Here is a 23,006-nt window from a genome sequence, read left to right as displayed (position 1 = left end):
TCGTCATCTGCCAACCCCTTGACGTATGTCTGCACATTCGCCAAGGTGTTCCACCACAAGCAATACGGTGCACGATGCGCAACGGAATTCGCTCGAAGGGCTCCACACGTGGCAGACCTGTATGTGGACGGAGAATGGCGCGATGCGGTGGCCGGAGGACACCGGGAAATCCGCTGTCCCGCTGACGGCACGCTCGCCGCGACCGTGTCCGAGGGGACGCGTCCCGACACCGAGGCCGCGATCGCCGCGGCCCGCGGGGCCTTCGACGAAGGACCCTGGCCGCACACCCCCGAGCGGGAGCGCGGTGCGCTGCTGGTGCGCACCGCCGACCTCATCGAGCGCGACGCCAAGGAATTCGCCCGCGCCGAATCGCTGGACACCGGCAAGCGACTGGTGGAGAGCGAGTACGACATCGCCGACGTTGTCTCCTGCTTCCGCTATTACGGCGGGATCGGGGGCACCGATGCCGGCCGGGTGATCGACACCGGCCGCGACGACGCCGTCAGCCGCGTCGTCTACGAACCGGTCGGCGTGTGCGGGCTCATCACCCCCTGGAACTACCCGCTGCTCCAGGCGTCCTGGAAGGTCGCGCCCGCTCTGCTCGCGGGCAACACGATCGTCCTCAAACCCAGTGAGCTCACCCCCTCCACATCGATCCTACTGATGCGGGCACTTGAGGAGGCCGGGCTCCCGGCCGGCGCCGCGAATCTCGTCCTGGGCACCGGGCCCGAGGTGGGCGCACCGCTCTCCGAGGACCCGGCCGTCGACATGGTCTCCTTCACCGGGGGCCTGGAGACCGGCAAGCGCATCATGGCCACCGCCGCCTCGACCGTGAAAAAAGTGGCGCTGGAACTCGGCGGCAAGAACCCCAACGTCATCTTCGCCGACGCCGATTTCGAGACGGCCGTGGACTTCGCCCTCACGGCCGTCTTTCTGCACTCGGGACAGGTCTGCTCGGCCGGCGCCCGTCTGATCGTCGAGGACTCCCTCCATGACGCCTTCGTCGACGAGGTCGTCCGCCGTGCCCGGCAGATCCGCCTCGGTGGACCCTTCGACCCCGAGGCCGAGACCGGAGCGCTGATCTCCGCACAGCACCTGGAGAAGGTCGAGGCGTACGTCGCGGCGGGCCTCGCCGAAGGCGCCCTACTGCGCTGCGGCGGCGAACGCCCCGGTGACCCCGCACTGGCGAACGGCCACTACTACCCGCCCACCGTGCTCGACGAGTGTCGGCAGGACATGCGTGTGGTGCACGAGGAGTCCTTCGGACCCGTGCTCACCGTGGAGCGCTTCCGCGACGAGGACGACGCCGTACGCATCGCCAACGACACCGAGTATGGACTCGCCGGAGCCGTCTGGACGCAGGACGCCGGAAAGGCCCAGCGGGTCGCCCGGCGGCTGCGCCACGGCACGGTGTGGATCAACGACTACCACCCCTACGTGCCGCAAGCGGAATGGGGTGGCTTCGGGCACTCGGGCGTGGGCCGGGAGCTGGGACCGACCGGCCTGGACGAGTACCGAGAGCCCAAGCACATCTGGCAGAACATCCAACCCCGGCCGCAGCACTGGTTCCGCGGCTGAACGCCGAAAAGAGGTCGATCGTGACCCCAGCACAGACCGAGGTGCCGCAGCGGCGCGGCACGCCACAGGACTCGGCACCCACCCCGGTCATATCCGTGCGCAAGCTGTGGAAGGTGTTCGGGCCGAAGGCAGACCAGGTACCGGACTCCGAGGAGCTGTGCGGGCTCACCCGCCGCGAGCTGATGGACCGCACCGGATGCACCGCCGCCGTGCGCGACGTGAACTTCGAGGTCTCGCCCGGCGAGGTCTTCGTCGTCATGGGTCTGTCCGGCTCCGGCAAGTCCACCCTGGTGCGATGTCTGACCCGGCTGATCGAACCCACCGCCGGTGAGATCGTCTTCGAGGGCGAGGACATCCGCGACGCGGACGACAAGCGTCTGCGTGAACTGCGGCGCCGCAAGTTCTCCATGGTCTTCCAGCACTTCGGGCTGCTGCCCCACCGCCGGGTCGTCGACAACGTGTCCTTCGGCCTGGAGATCCGCGGCATGGGCAAGGCCGAGCGCACCAAGCGGGCCCTGGAGGTCGTCGAACTGGTCGGCCTCGCCGGCTACGAGAACTCCTACCCCGACCAGCTCTCCGGCGGCATGCAGCAGCGCGTCGGTCTCGCCCGTGCGCTGGCCGGCGATCCGGACGTGCTCCTCTTCGACGAACCGTTCTCGGCGCTCGACCCGCTGATCCGCCGTGACATGCAGAACGAGGTCATCCGTCTGCACCACGAGGTCGGCAAGACGATGGTGTTCATCACTCACGACCTCTCCGAGGCGCTCAAGCTGGGCGACCGCATCCTCATCATGCGCGACGGCAAGATGGTCCAGTGCGGCACCGGCGACGAACTGGTCGGTGCCCCCGCTGACGATTATGTACGCGACTTCGTCAAGGACGTGCCGCGCGGCGACGTACTCACGCTGCGATGGATCATGCGTCCGGTGGAGCCGGACGACGCCCTGGACGGCCCCGAGCTGGGCCCGGACGTCGTGGTGCGGGAAGCCACCCGGGCGGTGCTGGCGGCCGAGAAGCCGGTCAAGGTCGTCGAGAACGGCAAGCTGCTCGGCATCGTCGGTGACGAGGAGATCCTCGCAGTCGTCGCCGGGCAGGAAGGCGACATGTGATGACCGTCGCCCTGGAGAAGCCGGAGAACGCCGACAAGGCGGAGCAAGCGGAGAAGACGCCGCCCGTCGCGGGTGTGCGCAGGGTCAGTCGCCGCATGGTGGTGGCCGCAATCCTGGTGACCTGGCTGGTGCTCTTCGCCGTGCTGCGCGGAAAGCAGACCCTCACGCTGGCGGCGGCGGACCTCACCGATCTGCACCGCTGGTTCAACGACGTCAACGACACGATCGGCGCCGACCGCAACTCCAACCCGCTCTTCCTGTACTTCTTCAACGAGATCCGCCTGGTCATCGACAACCTGGTGACCTTCATCCAGTCGCTGATCTCCCAGCCTTCCGACGGCCGACCGCTGCCGCAGATCGGCTGGCTCGGCGTCGTCGGCATCGCCGGCTACATCTCCTGGGCCGTGGGCAACTGGCGGGTCGCCCTCCTGGCCGTGGCCGGCTTCACCTTCTTCGGGCTGCAGGGCCTGTGGCAGGAGAGCATGGACACCCTGGCGCTGACCCTCTCCGCGGTCTTCGTGGCGCTGCTGTTCGCGATCCCGCTGGGTGTGTGGGCGGGGCTGTCCGACCGGTTCAACCGGATCATGACGCCCTTCCTGGACTTCATGCAGACGATGCCGACCTTCGTCTACCTGGCCCCCCTGACGCTGTTCTTCCTCATCGGTCCTGCCTCCGCCACGATCGCCACCCTGATCTACGCGGCACCGCCGGCGATCCGCATCACCGCGCACGCCATTCGTTCCGTACCGGAGACCACCGTCGAAGCGGCCGACTCGCTGGGCTCGACGCGGCGGCAGACGCTGCTGAAGGTCCTGCTGCCGATGTCCAAGCGGACCGTGGTGATGGGCGTCAATCAGACCATCATGGCCGCCCTGGCCATGGTGACCATCGCGGCGCTGATCGACGCACCCGGCCTCGGAAAGACCGTCGTCCAGGCCCTGCAGTCGCTGGACGTCGGCACGGCGTTCAACGCGGGCCTGGCCATTGTCGTCATGGCCATCGTCCTTGACCGGGTCACGACCGCGGCGAGCGGACGGGCGGAGGCGGCCCGGCGCTCGGGGAACCGCTTCCTCAAGTGGCGGCGACCGCTGCTGGTGGGAGGAGGAGTGGCGGCGGCGGTGCTGGTGTATCTGTCGCACACGTACGTATGGGCGGCCGAGTTCCCCGGCGAGGGCAGCACCGGCAGCACCATCGCGAGCGCGGCGGACGATGTGACCACCTGGACGCAGGACAATCTGTCGGGCATCACGAACGCCTTCCGCGATGCCATCACCAACGGCCTTCTCAATCCGTTCCAGACGCTAATGACCGACTCCCCGTGGTGGCTGGTCGGTGCGGCCCTGGTGGCGCTCGGCGCGGTGCTCGGCGGATGGCGCGCCGGGGTCACCACGGCCGTGTGCGTGGGACTGCTGGTCGGCACGGGCGTGTGGTCGGACAGCATGACGACGCTCGCGTCGACCGTGGTGGCGACGGTCCTGGTGATGGTGCTAGGTGTCACCTTCGGGGTGTGGATGGGGCGCAGCCTGCTCGTGGACCGGCTGCTGCGGCCCACCCTGGACGCTGCGCAGGTCATGCCGCCGTTCGTCTATCTCGTGCCGTTCCTCGCGCTGTTCGGCGCGACACGCTTCACGGCGATCGTCGCTGCCGTCGTCTACGCGGTTCCGGTCGCCATAAAAATCATCGCGGACGGAGTGCGGGCCGTGCCCGAGACCACCGTCGAGGCGGCCACGGCTGCCGGGTGCAACACCTGGCAGATCATCACCAAGGTTCAACTGCCGATGTCACGCAGTGCCCTGACGCTCGCGACCAACCAGGGCCTGATCTACGTGCTGTCGATGGTTGTTGTGGGCGGCCTGGTAGGAGCGGGCGCCCTCGGCTACGACGTCGTGGCCGGATTCTCGCAGGGAGAGCTGTACGGCAAGGGGCTGGCGGCGGGGCTCGCCATCGTACTGCTCGGTGTCATGTTCGACCGGATCACTCAGGCAGCGGCGCGACGTACGAGCGCATAAGGAGCACTGACCATGGCAAGGCAAGCAAGACAGTGGAGAGTCGGCGCGGCCGGCATTGCGGTCCTCGGCCTCACCCTCACCGCCTGCGGCGGTGCGAAGGTCGGTGACAGCTCCGCCGGCTCGGACAGCTCGGGCAAGTGCGGCACCTTCAACCTCGCGGTCAACCCGTGGGTGGGCTACGAGGCCGATGCAGCGGTCGTCGCCTATGTCGCGGAGCACAAGCTCGGCTGCAAGGTCACCAAGAAGGACCTGAAGGAAGAGATCGCCTGGCAGGGATTCGGGACGGGCGAGGTCGACGCCGTTCTGGAGAACTGGGGCCACGACGACCTGAAGAAAAAGTACATCACCGGGCAGAAGACCGCCGTCGAGGCCGGTCAGACCGGCAACAAAGGCATCATCGGCTGGTACGTGCCGCCGTGGCTGGCGAAGGCGCACCCGGACATCACCGACTGGAAGAACCTGGACAAGTACGCGTCCCAGTTCAAGACCTCGGAGTCGGGCGGCAAGGGCCAGCTCCTCGACGGCGACCCGTCGTACGTCACCAACGACGAGGCGCTGGTGAAGAACCTGAAGCTGGACTTCAAGGTGGTGTACGCGGGAAGCGAGACCGCGCTCATCCAGGCCTACCGAAAGGCCGAGAAGAACAAGGAATGGGTGATCGGCTACTTCTACGAGCCGCAGTGGTTCCTGTCCGAGGTGCCGCTGGTCAAGGTCAATCTGCCCACGTACAAGACGGGCTGTGACGCCGATGCGGCGAAGGTCGCCTGCGACTATCCCGTGTACAACCTCGACAAGATCGTCAGCGCCAAGTTCGCCAAGTCGGGCAGCCCGGCCTATGACCTGGTGAAGAAGTTCAACTGGACGAACGACGATCAGAACGTCGTGGCCAAGTACATCGCGGTGGACAAGTTGTCGGCCGACGCGGCGGCGAAGAAGTGGGTCGAGGCCAACCCCGACAAGGTCGACGCCTGGATCAAGTAGGGCGCGAGGCGGCTCCGTCTCCGGCACCGCTTCGGAGCTGGAGCGTTGACGCACGAGCGACCCGGAAACCCCGCCGGACGGGCCCGGCAGGCTGCGCTGGCAGCCTGCCGGGCCTCGTCGCGTTTCGGGCTGTTCTCCGACGTCACGGACCCCTTGACACCCACTCCTCGTGACAGGCACATTGAGTTGCGCAGCCTGAAGCATGTTGCGCAGACAGCAACTGAATTGCTTTCAAGTCGGAGGTGCGGCGATGGCGGGACCCCGAGTGGTCATCATCGGAGCGGGCGTCGTGGGAGCGGCGCTCGCCGACGAGATTTCCGCGCGAGGCTGGACCGAAGTGACCGTGGTCGACCAGGGCCCGCTCCCTGCGACTGGGGGATCGTCGTCGCACGCCCCGGGCCTGGTCTTCCAGACGAACTCCTCCAAGACCATGACCGAGTTGGCCCGCTACACGGTCGAGAAGTTCTGTTCCCTCGACGTCGACGGCCGGCCCTGCTTCCTGCAGGTCGGCGGCCTCGAAGTGGCGACCACCCCCGAACGCGTCGCAGAACTGCACCGCCGCCACGGCTGGATCACCGCCTGGGGCATCGAGGCCCGGCTGCTGAGCGCCGAGGAGTGCGTCGAGCAGCACCCGCTCGTGAACCCGGACAAGGTCCTCGGCGGCCTCCTGGTGCCGACGGACGGCCTCGCGAAGGCCGTGCTCGCCGTCGAGGCGCAGATCCGGCGGGCCACCGAGCGCGGCGTGCGCTTCCTCGCCCGCCATGAAGTCCTCGACGTCCAGCAGAGCGAGGGCCGGGTGACCGGCGTCCTCACCGACCAGGGCGAGGTCCCCGCCGACATCGTCGTGTGCTGCGCCGGCATCTGGGGCCCGAAGATCGCCCGCATGGTCGGCATGAACCTTCCGCTCACCCCGCTCGGCCACCAACTGGCCTGGACCGGCCCGGTACCGGCGCTGGCAGGCCAGACCGAGGAGGCTGTGCGCCCGATCCTGCGCCACCAGGACGCCGACCTCTACTACCGCGACCGCTTCGACACCCTGGGCATCGGCTACTACGGCCACCGCCCGATGCCGGTCTCCGCAGACGACATCCTGTCCGTGGACGAGGGCGACACGATGCCGTCGGTCCTGAAGTTCACCGAGGGCGACTTCGAAGAGGCCTGGACCGAGACCCAGTCGCTGCTTCCGGCGACCAAGGAGGCCAAGGTCGAGGAGGGCATCAACGGCCTGTTCTCCTTCACCACCGACGGCCTGCCGCTCCTCGGCGAGTCCCCGGACGTCAAGGGCTTCTGGGTCGCCGAGGCCGTCTGGGTCACCCACTCCGCCGGCGTCGGGCGGGCCGTTGCCGAATGGCTGGTCGACGGCTACTGCTCGTCCTTCGATCTGCACGAGTGCGACGTCAACCGCTTCGAGCCGCACCAGCTCGCCCCCGAGTACGTCCTGGCCCGTGACTGCCAGAACTTCGTCGAGGTCTACGACATCCTGCACCCGCTCCAGCCGTCGGGGGACCCGCGCCCGATCCGCACAAGCCCCTTCTACAGCCGCCAGCAGGAGCTGGGCGCCTTCTTCCTGGAGGCGAACGGCTGGGAGCGTCCTCAGTGGTACGAGGCCAACGCCGGCCTGGCCGAAGGCCGTTCCATCCCGACCCCGAACGACTGGGCCGCGCGCTACTGGTCACCCATCGTCGGCGCCGAGGCGCAGGCTACCCGCGAGACCGTCGCGATGTACGACATGACGGCCCTCAAGCGGCTGGAGGTCGCCGGGCCCGGCGCCGCTGCCTTCCTCGAGCGGCTGTCCACCGGCAAGGTCGACAAGTCCGTCGGCTCTGTCACGTACACGCTTCTGCTGGACGAGGACGGCGGCATCCGCAGCGACGTCACCGTCGCCCGGCTGGCCCGCGACCTCTTCCAGGTCGGCGCCAACGGCAACCTGGACCTCGACTGGTTCACCCGCCACCTCCCCGCCTGGGGGCACCTCCCAGCGGTAGCTGGGGGAGGATCGGTCCACGTACGCGACATCACCCCCGGCACCTGCTGCATCGGCCTGTGGGGACCGCTCGCCCGCAAAGTCCTCCAGCCCCTCACCGACGCCGACTTCTCGAACGACGGCCTGAAGTACTTCCGCGCCAAGCGCGCCCACATCGGCTCCGTCCCCGTCACGGCGATGCGCCTGTCGTACGTCGGCGAGCTCGGCTGGGAGCTGTACACCACCGCCGACCTGGGCCAGAAGCTGTGGGACACCCTGTGGCAGGCGGCCAAGCCGCTGGGCGGCATCATCGCCGGCCGCGGCGCCTTCAACAGCCTCCGCCTGGAGAAGGGCTACCGCTCCTTCGGCACCGACATGACCTACGAGCACGACCCCTACGAGGCCGGAGTCGGGTTCGCCGTCAAGCTCGACAAGGGCGACTTCATCGGCAAGGCGGCGCTGGAGCGGCGCAAGGCCGACGTACGGCGCAGGCTGACCTGCCTAACCATCGACGACCCGCAGTCCGTCGTCATGGGCAAGGAGCCGGTGTACGACGGTGATCGCCCCGTCGGCTATGTCACCAGCGCCGCCTACGGCTACACGATCGGCAAGGGCATCGCCTACGCCTGGCTCCCGGCGGAACTCGCCACCCCCGGCACCGCCGTGCACATCGGCTACTTCGACCAGCGCGTCGAGGCGGTCGTCGCCGAGGAGCCCCTGTTCGACCCGACCATGTCCCGCCTCCGTGGCTAAGCGACCCCGGGGAAGTTCAGGCACGCCCCCGAGCCCGCTTAGTAGCCGGCGTCGGCTTCGAGAGAAGGAGTACCGCCGGTGACCGCACAGCTTCTCGACGGCAAGGCGACCGCCGCCGCGATCCGCCGCGAACTCGCCGAGCGCGTGGCCAAGTTGACGGCCACCGACGGCCGCCCGCCGGGGCTCGGCACGGTCCTGGTCGGCGACGACCCGGCGCTGGCCACCCGCGGCTTCACCGAAGAGGACTTCGCCGAGGTCGCCGACGTGATCGCGCTGGCCCTCCAGCCCGAGCCCGACATCGCCGCCCTGCGGGCCCGCACGGAGGCGCTGGCCGCCAAGCACTCGCTCTACCCGCACCTTGCAGAAGCAGAAGCAGAAGCAGAAGCAGGAACAGAAGCCGGAGACGTCCGATGAGCCCCCGCACCCCCGGCGCCGAGCTCCCCGAGCACCCCGACTGGCTGTGGCGCACACCCGAGCCCAAGCGGCCGTACGACGTGGTGATCGTGGGCGGCGGCGGCCACGGCCTCGCCACCGCCCACTACCTGGCGAAGAACCACGGCATCACCAACGTCGCCGTGCTGGAGAAGGGCTGGCTGGCGGGCGGCAACATGGCCCGCAACACCACCATCATCCGTTCCAACTACCTGTGGGACGAGAGCGCCGGCATCTACGAGCACGCGCTCAAGCTGTGGGAGGGACTGGAGGAGGAGCTCGACTATCCGATCCTCTTCTCCCAGCGCGGTGTGCTGAACCTCGCCCACAGCCTCCAGGACGTCCGCGACAGCGTGCGCCGCGTCGAGGCGAACCGGCTCAACGGCGTTGACGCCGAGTGGCTCGACGAGCGGCAGGTCAAGGAGGTCTGCCCGATCGTCAACATCTCGCCCGACGTGCGTTATCCGGTCATGGGCGGCACCTACCAGCCGCGCGCCGGCATCGCCAAGCACGACCACGTCGCCTGGGGCCTGGCCCGCTCCGCCGACGCCGCCGGGATCGACATCATCCAGAACTGCGAGGTCACCGGCCTCGATATCGTCGGCGGCCGGGTAGTCGGCGTACAGACCTCCCTCGGTCCGATCGCCGCAGGCAAGGTCGCGCTCTGCTCGGCCGGCCACACCTCGGTCCTTGCCGCCATGGCGGGCATCGAACTGCCCCTGCAGAGCCACCCGTTGCAGGCGCTCGTCTCCGAGCTCCTCGAGCCGGTGCACCCGACGGTCGTCATGTCCAACGCGGTCCACGTGTACGTCAGCCAGGCGCACAAGGGCGAGCTGGTGATGGGCGCGGGCATCGACTCGTACAACTCCTACACCCAGCGCGGCGCCTTCCACATCATCGAAGAGCAGATGTCCGCCGCCCTGGAACTCTTCCCGGTCTTCGCCCGCGCCCATGTGCTGCGTACCTGGGGCGGCATCGTCGACGTCAGCCCCGACGCCTCGCCGATCATCGGCCTCACCCCGGTGGACAACCTGTACTTGAACTGCGGCTGGGGGACCGGCGGCTTCAAGGCCACCCCGGGCGTCGGCTGGGTCTACGCCCACACCATCGCCCACGACACCCCCCACCACCTCAACGCCCCCTTCTCGCTCGACCGTTTCACCACCGGCGCGCTCGTCGACGAGCACGGCGCGGCCGCGGTGGCCCACTAGGGAGCCGAACCATGCTGCTGATCCCCTGCCCCTGGTGCGGGCCCCGTGACGAAGCCGAGTTCCACTACGGCGGCCAGGCCCACGTGCCGTATCCGGAGAACTCCGCAGACCTGACCGACGAGGAGTGGGCCCGGTATCTGTTCTTCCGCGACAACCCGAAGGGCCCGTTCGCAGAGCGGTGGAGCCACTCCGCGGGTTGTCGTCGCTGGTTCAACGCGGTGCGCGACACGGCGGCGAACGAGATTCTGACGGTGTACCGGGCGGGAGAGCCGCGTCCGGCCACTTCTGAGCCACGGTTGGTACAACCGGCCCGTCCGGCGTTTGAGGACGAGTTCCTTTCAGGGGCGAATGCAGGTCTGGGCGCGGAGCTCCCAGCGGGGTCCAGGGGCGGGGTGGGGGAGGAGAACCAGCCGTTCCGCCTCTCCACCCGCGGCCGGATCCACCGTGACCACCCCCTGACCTTCACCTTCGACGGCACCGAATATCAGGGTTACGAAGGCGACACCCTCGCCTCCGCCCTCCTGGCCAACGGCGTCATCCAGGCCGGCACGAGTATCAAGCTCGGCCGCCCGCGAGGCATCTTCTCGGCCGGAGTCGAGGAGCCCAACGCCGTCATCCAGATCGAGGCCCCGTTCCCCGAGCCGATGCTGCCCGCGACGACCGTGGAGCTGTACGACGGCCTGGTGGCGAGCAGCCTCCCCGGCCAGGGACGCCTTGCCACCGAGCCGGACCCGGCCCGCTACGACGCCGTCCACGCCCACTGCGACCTGCTCGTCGTAGGCGCCGGCCCGGCCGGTCTCGCCGCCGCGGCGGCCGCCGCCCGCAGCGGAGCGCGCGTCATCCTTGCCGACGACCAGCCCGAGTTGGGCGGCAGCCTGCTGGGCACGGCTCAACTCCTCGACTGGGTACAGGAGTTGGGTGAGCAGCTCGACACGGCACCCGAGGTGCGCGTACTCCGCCGTACCACGGTCTTCGGCCACTACGACGACAACCATCTGCTCGCCGTCGAGCGCCGCACGAACCACCTCGGCGCACTCGCCCCCGTGCACGTCTCCCGAGAGCGCGTCTGGCGCATCCGAGCCCGTCGCGTCGTACTCGCGACCGGCGCCCACGAGCGCTCACTCGCCTTCGCGGACAACGACCGCCCCGGAGTGATGCTCGCCGCCGCGGCCCGCGCCTACGTCAACCGCCACGGCGTCCTGCCCGGCCGCCACGCCGTCGTCTTCACCACCAACGACAGCGCCTACGCCGCCGCGCTGGATCTCGCGGCGGCGGGCGTGGAGGTCGCTGCGATCGTCGACACCCGCCCCGATCCGGGGGAGTGGGCGCGCCGCGCTCGCGAGGCCGGTATCGAGGTGCTGACCGGACATGCCGTCGTCGGCACCGAAGGCGCCCCGCGGCTCACCGCCGTAACGGCCGCCCCGTACGGCGAGTCCGCAGGGACCCGGGAGTTCGCCGTCGACCTGCTGCTGGTCTCCGGCGGCTGGAACCCCGTCGCCCACCTGTTCAGCCAGGCGGGCGGAAAGCTGCGCTACGACGACACCCTCGGCTCCTTCGTCCCCGACACCTGCCGCCAGGCAGTCGAGGTCGCGGGCAGCGCGAACGGCGTCCTCGACCTGGCCGGGGTCCTCGCGCAGGGCGCGGCCGCCGGTGCCCGAGCGATCGAGGCCGAGGGCTACACCTCCGAGGCGCCCCGCCTCCCCGAGGTGACCGCCGAACCGCACTCGCCCGCCATGCAGGTCTTCCTCGTCCCCGGCCCCGCCGGTGCACCCCGTTTCGTCGACCTCCAGCGCGATGTCACCGTCGACGACCTGACCCGCGCGACCGGCGCCGGCCTGCGCTCGGTCGAGCACACCAAGCGCTACACCACGGCCGGCACCGCCAACGACCAGGGCAAGACCTCCGGGGTCCTGGCCAGCGGCGTCGTCGCCGAACTGCTCGGCGTGGACGTCTCGGCCCTCGGTACGACGACGTTCCGCCCGCCCTACACGCCGGTCTCCTTCGCCACGCTCGCGGGCCGCGACCGCGGCGCACTGCATGACCCGATCCGTACGACCGCTCTGCATGACTGGCACGTCATGCACGGCGCCCTGTTCGAGAACGTCGGTCAGTGGAAGCGGCCCTGGTACTACCCACAGGACGGCGAGGACATGGAGACGGCTGTGCTACGCGAGTGCGCCGCGGCCCGAGACGGCGTCGCTTTCATGGACGCCTCCACCCTCGGCAAGATCGACGTACAGGGCCCGGACGCCGCCGTCTTCCTCGACCGGCTCTACACCAACATGATGAGCAACCTGAAGGTCGGCATGATCCGCTACGGCGTCATGTGCCACCTGGACGGCATGATCTTCGACGACGGCACCGTCATCCGCCTCGCACCGGACCGCTTCCTGGTCACCACCACGACGGGCAACGCGGCCGCCGTACTGGACTGGATGGAGGAATGGCTGCAGACCGAATGGCCCGAGCTGCGCGTCCACTGCACCTCCGTCACGGAACAGTGGGCCACCGTCGCCCTGGTCGGCCCCCGTTCCCGCGAGGTGCTGGGGACGCTCGCGCCGGCGCTGGCGGTGGACAACGACAGCTTCCGGTTCATGGCGTGGCGGGACACGACCGTCGCGGGCGTCGAGGCCCGGGTGTGCCGGATCAGTTTCTCCGGCGAACTGGCCTATGAGATCAATGTGTCACCGTGGGAGGCGCTCGCCCTGTGGGAGGCGCTGTACGAGGCCGGTGCCCCGTTCGGCATCACCCCGTACGGCACCGAGACCATGCACGTCCTGCGCGCGGAGAAGGGCTACCCGATCATCGGCCAGGACACCGACGGCACCGTCACTCCGCACGACCTCGGCATGAGCTGGGCGGTGTCGAAGAAGAAGCCCGACTTCATCGGCAAGCGCTCCTACGCCCGCGCCGACGCCGTCCGCCCCGACCGCAAGCACCTGGTCGGCCTGCTCCCGGAGGATCCGGGCGCCTTCCTCCCCGAAGGCACGCAGCTGGTTGCTGACAGCGTGCTGCCCGCCCCGCCCGTCCCGATGCTCGGCCACGTCACCTCCAGTTACCGCAGCGCGGCGCTCGGCCGGACCTTCGCCCTCGCCCTGGTCAAGGGCGGCCGGGACCGCATCGGCGAGCGGCTCTACGCCCCCGTGGGCGACCGACTGGTTCCGGTGACCGTCGCAAGCCCCGTCATCTACGACCCCGAGGGAGCCCGCCGCGATGGCTGACACCGCCCTTACCATCCCGCGCCGCAGTCCCCTGTCGCATGCTGCCGACCGCCTGGCCGCCGCGACGCGCACCTCTGGGGGCGCGGTCCGGCTGGCCGAACTCCCCTTCCTGGCCCAGGTCAACGTCCGGCTCGACACCAAGGGAGCGGCAGCGGACGCCGTCGGGCTCGCGCTGGGCCTCCAGCTGCCCCTCGAACCCAACACCGTCGTACGCGCCGGCGAGCTGACCGCTGTATGGCTAGGCCCCGACGAATGGCTGGTGGTGGGCCCGACCGGCGGTCAGCGGGACTTGGAGAGCCGGATCAGGGCGGCGAGCGGCGACGAGCCCGTGGCTGTCACCGACGTCTCCGCCCAGCGCACCACCCTCCTCGTCACGGGTCCACGCGCCCGTGACCTGCTGGCACATGGCTGCCCCCTGGATCTTCACCCGCGTATCTTCGGAGCCGGATGCTGCGCCCAGACCACCCTGGCCCGCACACAGATCGTGCTGGTCGCCAGGGACGAACCCAAGGCCGGATTCTGGGTACTGGTCCGTTCGTCCTTTGCCGGCTACCTGACGGACTGGCTGCTGGACGCGGCGGCGGAATACGTGTGAACGAGCTCAACAGGGCGTGATATCCACAGGAGGTGGGAGGCGTCCGCGACCGACAGGCCGATGCTGTCAGGATCCGTCGCTGTGCCCGCTGCGGCGCCCCTGTGCAGCGTGTGTCGGTGCGGGCGATGCCGCCGGCGTGTCTGCGCGCGGAACGCGGCGACAGACAAAGCGCAGAACATTTGCGGGCGGCCTTCGACGCGGTTGGCCCGCTGCTGCTGATCGGCTGGGCCGACGCCGGCACACCGGCGGTGCCGGGGGACAGGCTCGGCCATACCGAGGGTGACTGCATAACGTGCAATCAGCCGAACCCGGTACCTGGGCCAGCGACGATGAGCTCCTTGAGTGTGCCCGGGCACTGGCAGACCCATCGGCGGCCGACCTCTGCGGAGACGCTCCGCCCGCGCCCGCGCATCGGTGCCGCACGATCCCGCTCCCTGGTTCGCCCTGTTGCGTGCAGGAAGCGCGCCTGAAACCGGCAGGGGACTCCGGGCTGTGCCCCGCTAGGGAGACCGAAAGGCGTGCGGTGACCAGGGCGGCGAAAGACGCTGCTGGAGGGTTGGTTGTTTCAGGCTCATCCCCGGTTTCGGGGCCACGCGAAGGCATGGTGTCACCCCGAGCAGGATGGTTGTTGCGAGGGGTTCAATAGCGAACTAGTAACTCCTTAGTAGCTGTTGACCTACAAAATTAAGAGCGATCTAGGATCCGGCGACGCAGTACGGGCCAACGAGGGACTGATGAGAGTCCGGCCGGGTCGGCAAGGGCGTGCCTCGCGAAGGTGATGTCGAGGCGGCGACGGCGTAATCCATCCAGGCTCGCAGCAACGTCACCAAAGCCGGGATTCTGCTCGCTGTGTGGATCTTTGCAGTGACCAGCGTGCGCGGCCTCGACCGGCAGCGGGTCGAGCGACGAACCGCCACGGCCGGGCTTGAAGGAGGCGCCGGCTGAGGTATGAGCGTGGTGACTCTGACCACCGAGTGCGGCCAAAGGGCGTTGGACTGTGCCGAACGGCTCGGTGCGACAGACCAGACCAGGTCGGCCCGACCGTCCGGCGGGGATGCGGATTTGCACTCCCTGAAACGGCGGGCAGCCAAGGCCACGCGGCCGGTGCCGATCCCTCCTGTGCTCGTCCGCATGTTGCGCGAGCGCGTGAGGCTGTTCTTACGCTCGACGAGCACGCCCTTGAGCTGGCGAAGCGCCCCTACGACCTGCGGCACGCCGGCATCTCGTTCTGGTTGGCCTCCGGAGTCGACCGCGCCGAGTGCGCGCGCCGAGCCGGGCAGAGCATCCAGGTCCTCTTCCGCTACTACGCCAAGTTCCTGGCCGAAGCGCGGAACCATGCCAACCGGCTGATCGAGGAGTCCGTGCAGCGGTGGGAGACCCCGACAGACGGCCCTGGGGGTGCCTTAGCGGGGCCATGGCCCGGAAATGCCCCGGAACTACTGGTCAGAGCTGGGATACCGGTGGGGGATAGCGGAAATAAGGTCACCTTTCGACTCACTGCTCAAGTGTGCGCTCAGAAGGGCGCCTGACGGGCATCTGCCCTGGTCAGGCGCCCTTTTTCTGTGTCTAGAAGAAGCCCAGCTTCTTCGGCTGGTACGAGACCAGTAGGTTCTTCGTCTGCTGGTGGTACAGGCGTCACGCGTCGCTGACCTGCGTAAAACGTGGCCACGTGTGGCTCGTTGGAGCCGTCGGCCCGGGAATGGTCCGGATCTTGTCCTCAGCGAGACGAGTCTGGTCATCTGTCGACGCCGCACCGCTCAGCTCGTGGACAGCTCCAAGCGGATGTGTTGGGCCGCCCAGTGCTACGGCGAGGTGGGCAGGTGCGGGGAGCGGAGCACGAGCAGGGTGATCTCGCTGGGGGCGAAGACGCGGAACGGCGGGCCCCAGAAGCCGGTGCCGCGGCTGGTGTAGAGGAGGGTGCGGGTGCCGTGGTGACTAAGGCCGGCGAGGGCGGGCTGGTCGATGCGGACCAGGTGGTGGAAGGGCCAGATCTGGCCGCCGTGGGTGTGGCCGGAGAGTTGGAGGTCGATGCCGTCGGCTGCCGCCCGGTCGACGAACTTGGGCTGGTGTGCCAAGAGCAGGACAGGTAGGTCGGGGTCGGCGCCGTTCAAAGCTCCGGCGAGGTGGGCGCGGTGGCCTGCCAGGCCGGAGGACTCGGCGGTGACGTCATCCACGCCGGCGACCACGAGGGTGTCGCCTCCGCGTTCGAGCAGCAGATGGCGGTTGCGCAGCGGCTCCCAGCCCAGCTCGTCCATCAAGTCGACCCAGCCCTGGGCCTCGCTGTAGTACTCGTGGTTGCCGGTGACGTATACACGGGCTCGGGTGGCCCGCACGGTACCGAGTGGGACGGCCTGGGCGCGGCGGCGTTCGGCCGTGCCGTCCGCGATGTCGCCGGTGTGGCAGACCAGGTCGGCTTCCAGAGTGTTCACCGTCTCGCATACCTGTGCCGACCAGCGAGCGCGATCGAGTGGGCCGTAGTGGGTGTCGGTGATGAGGACGACGCGGATGCCGTCCAACCCGGCACCCAGTCGCGGGAGTTGCACGTCGAGTCGGCGCACGCGTGGCACGCGGCGGGCTTCGGCGTACCCCCAGGCGAGTAGTACGGCGGTTATGCCGAGGACGGTCCACGTGACGATTCGGGCCCGGTCCTGACTCTCGCCGACGCCGGCCACGGTCAGGGCGAGCCGCAATAGGACCCCGAGCAGAACGGACCAGGTGAACAGAACCCAGCTGGTGCCCAGCAGGGTGTCACCGACGATCGCCGCCCGGTCCTGCTGACGCCGGCCGTGGCCGCGCACCATCGCGAGCGGCATACCAATGAGGCCGAGGGCGAACAGGGCGGTGCCGACCAGCGTGACGGGCAGCGACCAGTGCTGGCCGGTGTGCAGGAGCACCCAGCAGGGCACAGCCCACAGCAGGACGGGGGCGATCAGGGGGATGTAGCGCATCAGGCGGTGCAGTCGGCTCTGCCGCGGAACTTGCGCTTCGCTGTCGGCGGGTCGGGTGTTGCTGGTGTCGGTCACGCTTCCCCTCTCTGACCAGGCTGCCGTCTCGCGCACTGTATCCGGTCGTCCTCGGGCTGGCCGGACGGGCGTTCATGGGGGCGGCCCCTTGGGGCGAAGGGTTCTCTGCGGGATGGCAAGACCCCGCCGTAGACTCCTCCACGTCGTCGGCCAGAAACACGATGACCCCGTGAAGCAGTGGCGCACGACCAGGTGCGCCCAGAGCTCCTGCCGCACCAGATTCGGGTCTCCCGAGCGCGGGACCTCAACCGGCCCACGCTGGAAAGTCTTGATCTGCCGGAACGCCGACTCCGCCTCCCACCTCGCATGGTAGAGCCCCGCCAACTCCGCGGCTGGAGAAGCCTCCGGGTTCAGCAGATCAGTCAACAGCCTGACCACGTCGCCACCGTCAACGCGATACTCGATCACCCGGACCAGCACCCCTCCAGGATGCGCGTCTTATTGCCCGCCCAGATTCATCCTCCCAAGTAGGTCCCGTCGGGCAGATACTCGACCGGGCGCAGCGAGGGTCTGCCCTTGCAGCGACGGAAGATCGCCAACGCCGTAGCACCCTCTACTCCAGTCCGAGCCAGAAGGAGTGCGCCAGCCGATGGGATAGCTCGGGGAGCACGAGCAGAGCGCAGGCGAACGCGACGGGCGACAATGCTGCCGTCCTTGAATACCTCGCACTGCCCGCGGCCGACCCAGAGAATCCGCAGGTCCCGCTGGCCGAGCACCCACCGCCGAAGGACGAGCAGTAGTCTCGGCGCTCTGGTCAGCGGGTGCTGTAGTCGGGGTCAGGGAGAGAGTCCGCAGCCGGGAGTGGGCGCCGACCTCGCAGGCCGAGCCGCTTGATGCTGACCGCGCGCAGCAGCCCGTCGACCTCCTTCAGTGCCGTGTCCTGCAGCTCGCGCAGGTGTGGGCTCACGGCTGGAGTGACCCCCGAAATTCCGACACCTGGGCGCTGGATGTTTTGTCATCCAGGGGAAGTGATCCAAGGTGGCAAAGCGGAAGAACTACCCCGAAGAGTTCAAGCGGGACGCAGTGGACCTGGTGCGCTCGTCGACGGACCGGTCCCTCACCGACATCGCTCACAGCCTCGGCATCCATCTGGAGACCCTGCGCAAAGTGGCCTCGGTCATGATGCTGGTTCCCTTCTCTCTCCCCCCGTGTCGTACCTGGGCGGACGTGCCCTCAGTCGACCACCTCCGCCCCGCGCAGTTCCGCGATCGCGGCGTCGTCGTAGCCCAGGTCGCGCAGCACCGCGTCGGTGTGTTCACCCAGGTCGGGGGCGGGGCGCGGCGGGACCTTCCGCTCCTGGTCCAGCCGCACGGGGCTGTCGATCGTCAGGTGCGGCTCGGCGCTGCCGTCCTCGATGGGGACGACGATCCCGTTGGCCGCGAGCTGGGGATCCCGGGCGAACTCCTCGATAGTCTGGACGACTCCGTAGGTGAGACCGGCGCCGTCGAGCAGCTCGCGCCATTCGGCGAGGGTCCGGGTCGCGAAGGCCTTGTCGAGCAGGGCGGCGATCTCGGCGGCGTGGGCGCGGCGGCTCGGGGTGTCGGCGTAGTCTGGGTTCTGCGCCGCCTCGGGGTGGCCGATGGCCTGGAGGAACAGGGGAACCTGCTTGTCCTCGTTGGCGAAGGCCAGCAGCAGCCAGCGGTCGTCCGCCGTGCGGTAGGCGCTGGCGAGCGCGTTCGGCGGGTCGGTCCGGTCGGCGGGCCGGGGGGCCTTGCCGCCGGCGAGTGCGGCCTGCACCCACATGCTCGCTGCCCAGGCGCCCTCGGCGATCAGCGACGCCGTGACGCGGGCGCCCTCGCCGGTCTTCCCCCGTCGGTACAGCGCGGTCATGATGCCCGCGTAGAGGGAGACGGCCGTGGGGTGGTCGCCCGATCCGAACACTGGCATCGCGGGTGCCCCGTCGCGCTGGCGCGTGTAGTCCATCAGGCCGCTGCGCGCCCAGTACGCGGTCACATCGAACCCGGGCAGGTGCGCGTCCGGACCCTCCTCACCGAAGCCGGTGACGTCGGCGTAGACCAGCCGGGGGTTGAGGGGGGCCAGGTCGTCGTAGTTCAGTCCCAGCTTGGCCCGGGTGCGGGGCGGGAAGTTGGTCACGAGCACGTCGGCCCACTTCACCAGTCGCTCCAGTACGGGTCTGGCGCCGGGCGACTTGAGGTTGAGGGCGATGCTGCGCTTGTTGCGGTTGTCGAGCTGCCAGGGGTAGTTGACCCCGTCGACGCCGGGGTTGGGAGGGACGCGGCTGAGCGCGCGGTAGGAGTCGCCGGTGTGGGGTGGTTCCACCTTGACGACGTCGGCGCCGAAGTCGCCGAGCATCGTGGCCGCGGCGGGGCCGGCGATGAAGCTGGCGAGGTCCACGACGTGCAGTCCCTCCAGCAGGGGCGTGTCCGCCATGACAGATCCTTTCTCGGCAGGGCCCGCGCGCGGCGCCGGTGGCCGCCCCCGGTCGGCCGGGGCGCCGGCCGGCGGGTCAGTGACCCGGGCTCGGGCTCGGTGCCACAGGCGCGAAGGCGTTGTAGCCGGTGATGTCGCGGCCGACGATCAGTGCCTGCACGGTGTCGGTGCCCTCGTAGGTGTCGATGGCCTCGATGTCGCACAGGTGCCGGGCCACGTGGTAATCGAGGATGATCCCGTTGCCGCCGAGCATGTCGCGGGCGTCGGAGAGGATGGCCCTTGCCCTCTCGGTGTAGTGCATCTTGGCCAGGGACACCCGCGGCATCGAGTACTTGCCCTCGTCCATCAACTGGGCGAGCCGGAACTGCATGCACACCATGTCGGTGATGTCCGCCAGCATCCGCGCCAGCCGGTACTGGATGAGCTGGAAGGCAGCCAGCGGCATCCCGAACTGCTTGCGCTCCTTGGCGTACGCCAGGGCGTTCTCGTAGCCCGCGATGGCCGCGCCGACCGACTCCCAGGCCACGCAGTACCGCGAGGCCAGCAGGATCTTCTCAGTGTCGCGGAACGTCTTGCCGCCCACCAGCTTGTTCTCGGCCGGCACTCGGACGTCCTTCAGGGAGATCTGGGCGTTCTGCACGCAGCGCAGGGCCGTCTTGCCCGTGATGACCTGGGCGTCGAACCCGGGCGTGCCCTTCTCGACCACGTAGCCGCCCACGTGCCCGTCCTCTCCGCGGGCCCAGATGATGACGTAGTCGGCGAAGGTGGCGTTACCGATCCACCGCTTGTACCCGTTCAGCACGTACGAGTCACCGTCCCGGCGGGCTTCCGTCTGGAGCTTGACCACGTCCGTACCGTGCGCGGGCTCGGTCAGGCCGAAGGCACCGATCTTCTCCATCCGCGCCATCGGGGGCAGGAACCGCTGCTTCTGCTCCTCCGAGCCCAGCAGGGCGATGGAGGTCATGGCCAGGGCCGAGTGGACGCCCATGAACGTGGACATGCTCAGGTCGCCGCGGGCCAGCTCCATGATCACGATCCCGGCTGTCACATTGCTCATCCCCGGGCAGCCGTAGCCGGGGATCTGGAAGCCGGCGATGCCCAGCTCCGCCAGCTTGGGCACCAGGTCGTGCGGGAACTCGGCGCGCTCCCAGTAGGGGTTGATGACCGGGATGACCTCCTGGTCCATGAACTCCCGGACCTTGTGCCGGAGCTGCTGCTGCTCCTCCGTGAGGAGCTCCCCGAGCAGGTAGTAGTCGGAGTGCTCGGGGCCGCCCAGCACCGGCGGCTGCACCACCTGCCCGTTCCCGGCCGGGCCCACGGCGCCCAGGACGCCCTCGCCCATGCCTTGTGCTGTGCCTTGCGTCGCGCTCATTTGCTGCGTTCCTTCCAGGGTGAGGGGATCGGATTGCGTCTGATCGCGTCCATGCAGACGAGGTTAGGAGCCGACAGCAAGACGGGCATTAGGCGCAGAGCGCCAATTTTAGGTGAGAATTGATATCATGCCTATTTTTGTCCTGATGTGCACGGGTCGGCCTTCCGTCGAAACCCAGTGAGCTTGTTTCATCTTGAAGTTGCAGGTCAGGGGGCAGGCGTGGGTTGTGGATGGGGTGCTCGTGCTGGTCGTGGGTGTGATCGCTAGCAGGTGATCGTCCGTCGTGCGGCCTCTTCGTCGGAATCGCGGTGTCGGGCTCCGGACGCCTCGTAGGCTCCGAAGGGAGCGGGGGTGGGAAGGGGCTGCTGCTGGCGGATGTACTGGTGTGGGTGATGGAGCGGCGGGTGGTGCTGGCCGACCGCGCCGAGCGGCTGGGCAAGGAGCTCGCCGAGATCGATGCCGAGGTGGCCCGGCTGGAGGCCGCCGAGGTGGTGATCGGGCAGTTCATTGAGGCCGAGCGGAGCGGACAGGTCGACGATCCGGTCGTGGCCGCCGAGTTGGAGCGGGTGACGGCAGGTCCGGGGGCGGGCGGGATGCTGCTGGTCCCGCACCGCGGGCCGGGCGTGGACGAGAGCGCGCTGCCTGCCGACTATCGGGCGATCATGAAGATCGTGTCCGCGGTGGCGGATCCGGTCCCGGCCAAGGACGTCAGCGTCAAGCTCGGTAAGGGCACCGGGCCCGGGCAGGTCGAGCCGGTGCGCGACAAGCTCAGGCGCTTGGCGGACCGGGGCTGGCTGCACTGCACTCCTGTCGGCCGTTTCATCGTTCTGCCGCAGCCGCCGCCATGGCGGACACCGGCCGGATGTCGGCGTAACGCGAGGGCCCTCGACGGGAGTTGGGGTGCCCGTGCGAATGAACGACCGCCCCGTCGAGGGCTCCGAGGGGCTCGTCTACCAGTGCCGCCTGCCGCTGTCGAGCGCCACCCTGGACTTGGTCTCCGGCCTGGTCCGCGGCCACTTGAAGAAGATCCGTTCCCGCTGGCGGAAGCTCCCACCTGGCCAGGGCCGCCGCCGGGGACAGGAACGTCGACATCGCGGGCGGGGCGAGCACGGTGCAGCAGTACCTCAGGGAGGGGCTCATCGACGAGCTGCAGCTGCACGTGGTGCCCGCGCTCCTGGGAGAGGGGCTGCCGCTCTTCGAGGGACTGGGCGCCGGGCAGCGGAACCTCGAGCCGGTCAGGGTGGTCGACACGCCCCTCGCCACCCACCTGAAGTACCGCTTCGTAAAGTGAACCGGTACGGACAAAGTTCGGCCCCGGCAGCCCGCTGCGGCCGCCGGGACCGAGCGTCGGTGGTCTGGGCCGTTTGGGATGTCACAGTCCTGTCGCGTACGGCCGATTCAGCCGGTCTCGGCAAATCCGGTTACCTGAAGAGGCCGGGTGTGCCGAACACGCAGTCACAGAGGCGGCGCATCGACCGGGGGCTCTGTCAGGTGAAGTGGATGTCACTGAGGTCGATCGAAACCATGACTTGGTCCATGCGCGGGCGACCGAGGGTGTCGCGGCGGTAGGCCCGGCGCTTGGTCGGCAGCATGATGCCGTCCGCCTCTGCGTAGTCGTAGACGTACTGTGCGGCGGCGAATCCGCCGGCTACGTCGACGTGGTAGTCGTGGCGCCGCAGGAGCCGGTCGGGGCCGAAGTAGAAGTCCTGCTGGGTGCTGTGGCTGGCGATCTGAGGCGGGAAGGTGGCGCGCAGTCCTGGCCAGACCTCGTCTCTTTCCCGCCACGGCTCGATGTCGGTGACCGTGAAGCCGGGCATGGCGAGAAGAAAGGGCGTGGTGAGGTAGGTCCACAGCGCATAGCCGTTGAAGTAGGCGCGGTCCAGCGCGTCCCAGGGGGTCTTCAGTGTGTGTCCGGTGAATGACGTCCGAGGGTCTTTGCGTTCGGCCACCACTTGCCCGTCCAGCTTTTTGATGCTGACTCGTCCGGGCGTGAAGTCGGTTTTTTGGTCGGGAGCCCCGAAGGGGTGCACCGAGGCGTGCTCCTGGTGCAGCCGGACGGTCATCGTGCGCGGCGTGGCGTCCTGCGGCAGGCCCTTGATGGCGAACAGGTCGCCACCGCTGACAAGGGTGGCTTGCGCCTGGGTCAATACCTGCCATCGTTCGATCCCGCCATGGGCTTCGATGGCCTTGGTGAGCAGATCATTCACATTGGTTTCCTTCCGCGCCTCCCGTTGGTTGACCCCGAGGGCAGCCGAAGATTCGGCCGGATGGGTCAGTGCCGCGCCACGCTGTGAGCCGGGCGGTGGCCGTGACTGCCTCGGCAATTGCGGGGCCATCCGGCGAAGATGCGGGGAAGGGTGCGGCGATT

15 protein-coding genes and 1 pseudogene are annotated in these 23,006 nt (G+C 68.9%); 10 read left to right on the top strand and 6 right to left on the bottom strand.

Annotation, left to right across the window (positions count from 1 at the left end):
• Positions 1–108 precede the first annotated feature (108 nt).
• The 9 genes and pseudogenes from ACFYXB_RS34590 (at position 109) to ACFYXB_RS34550 (ending at position 13,852) form a co-directional block, all read left to right on the top strand.
• Complete coding sequence (locus ACFYXB_RS34590) at positions 109–1,578, top strand: aldehyde dehydrogenase family protein (protein WP_389589015.1); 1,470 nt, start codon at positions 109–111, stop codon at positions 1,576–1,578.
• Positions 1,579–1,598: 20 nt separating this feature from the next.
• Positions 1,599–2,687 (top strand): glycine betaine/L-proline ABC transporter ATP-binding protein, encoded by a 1,089-nt coding sequence (locus ACFYXB_RS34585; RefSeq protein WP_389589014.1) that lies wholly within the window; start codon positions 1,599–1,601, stop codon positions 2,685–2,687.
• A complete protein-coding gene (locus ACFYXB_RS34580) occupies positions 2,687–4,696 on the top strand; it encodes an ABC transporter permease (RefSeq protein WP_389589013.1) in 2,010 nt (669 codons plus the stop codon). Before ACFYXB_RS34585 ends, ACFYXB_RS34580 begins: the two co-directional genes overlap by 1 nt.
• Before the next feature lie 12 nt (positions 4,697–4,708).
• Positions 4,709–5,677, top strand: a complete 969-nt coding sequence (locus ACFYXB_RS34575) for an ABC transporter substrate-binding protein (protein ID WP_389589012.1) — start codon at positions 4,709–4,711, stop codon at positions 5,675–5,677.
• 250 nt (positions 5,678–5,927) lie between these two features.
• Positions 5,928–8,393 (top strand): FAD-dependent oxidoreductase, encoded by a 2,466-nt coding sequence (locus ACFYXB_RS34570; protein ID WP_389589011.1) that lies wholly within the window; start codon positions 5,928–5,930, stop codon positions 8,391–8,393.
• A gap of 165 nt (positions 8,394–8,558) precedes the next feature.
• Positions 8,559–8,807: pseudogene (locus ACFYXB_RS34565) on the top strand (serine hydroxymethyltransferase); the annotation flags it as partial.
• Positions 8,804–10,036 (top strand): sarcosine oxidase subunit beta family protein, encoded by a 1,233-nt coding sequence (locus ACFYXB_RS34560; protein ID WP_389589010.1) that lies wholly within the window; start codon positions 8,804–8,806, stop codon positions 10,034–10,036. The pseudogene ACFYXB_RS34565 and the gene ACFYXB_RS34560, both read left to right, overlap by 4 nt.
• An 11-nt stretch (positions 10,037–10,047) precedes the next feature.
• A complete protein-coding gene (locus ACFYXB_RS34555; RefSeq protein ID WP_389589009.1) occupies positions 10,048–13,257 on the top strand; it encodes a sarcosine oxidase subunit delta family protein in 3,210 nt (1,069 codons plus the stop codon).
• Positions 13,250–13,852 (top strand): sarcosine oxidase subunit gamma, encoded by a 603-nt coding sequence (locus tag ACFYXB_RS34550; protein ID WP_389589008.1) that lies wholly within the window; start codon positions 13,250–13,252, stop codon positions 13,850–13,852. Before ACFYXB_RS34555 ends, ACFYXB_RS34550 begins: the two co-directional genes overlap by 8 nt.
• A gap of 1,802 nt (positions 13,853–15,654) precedes the next feature.
• Here the strand turns inward: ACFYXB_RS34550 and ACFYXB_RS34545 are convergent.
• The 5 genes from ACFYXB_RS34545 to ACFYXB_RS34525 form a co-directional block, all read right to left on the bottom strand.
• Positions 15,655–16,875 (bottom strand): metallophosphoesterase, encoded by a 1,221-nt coding sequence (locus ACFYXB_RS34545; protein WP_389589007.1) that lies wholly within the window; start codon positions 16,873–16,875, stop codon positions 15,655–15,657.
• A gap of 754 nt (positions 16,876–17,629) precedes the next feature.
• Entirely contained in the window at positions 17,630–17,782 is a 153-nt protein-coding gene (locus ACFYXB_RS34540) for a hypothetical protein (RefSeq protein ID WP_389589006.1), read from the bottom strand.
• Positions 17,783–18,048: 266 nt separating this feature from the next.
• Complete coding sequence (locus ACFYXB_RS34535) at positions 18,049–19,266, bottom strand: CaiB/BaiF CoA transferase family protein (RefSeq protein WP_389589005.1); 1,218 nt, start codon at positions 19,264–19,266, stop codon at positions 18,049–18,051.
• A gap of 76 nt (positions 19,267–19,342) precedes the next feature.
• Entirely contained in the window at positions 19,343–20,638 is a 1,296-nt protein-coding gene (locus ACFYXB_RS34530) for an acyl-CoA dehydrogenase family protein (RefSeq protein WP_389589004.1), read from the bottom strand.
• A gap of 263 nt (positions 20,639–20,901) precedes the next feature.
• Positions 20,902–21,438, bottom strand: a complete 537-nt coding sequence (locus ACFYXB_RS34525; protein WP_389589003.1) for a hypothetical protein — start codon at positions 21,436–21,438, stop codon at positions 20,902–20,904.
• Between the two features lie 254 nt (positions 21,439–21,692).
• Between ACFYXB_RS34525 and ACFYXB_RS34520 the strand changes: the two genes are divergently transcribed.
• Complete coding sequence (locus tag ACFYXB_RS34520; protein WP_389589030.1) at positions 21,693–21,929, top strand: dihydrofolate reductase family protein; 237 nt, start codon at positions 21,693–21,695, stop codon at positions 21,927–21,929.
• Positions 21,930–22,125: 196 nt separating this feature from the next.
• Here ACFYXB_RS34520 and ACFYXB_RS34515 read toward each other — a convergent pair whose 3' ends face one another.
• The gene (locus tag ACFYXB_RS34515) at positions 22,126–22,974 is read right to left on the bottom strand and encodes a hypothetical protein (protein WP_389589002.1); all 849 of its coding nucleotides are present in this window, start codon (positions 22,972–22,974) and stop codon (positions 22,126–22,128) included.
• Between the last annotated feature and the right edge of the window lie 32 nt (positions 22,975–23,006).

The sequence above is a fragment of the Streptomyces sp. NPDC002619 genome (assembly GCF_042889305.1).
GTDB lineage: Bacteria > Actinomycetota > Actinomycetes > Streptomycetales > Streptomycetaceae > Streptomyces.
The sequence above is the reverse complement of the archived record's forward strand: the minus strand, read 5'-3'. Positions and strand labels throughout refer to the sequence as shown.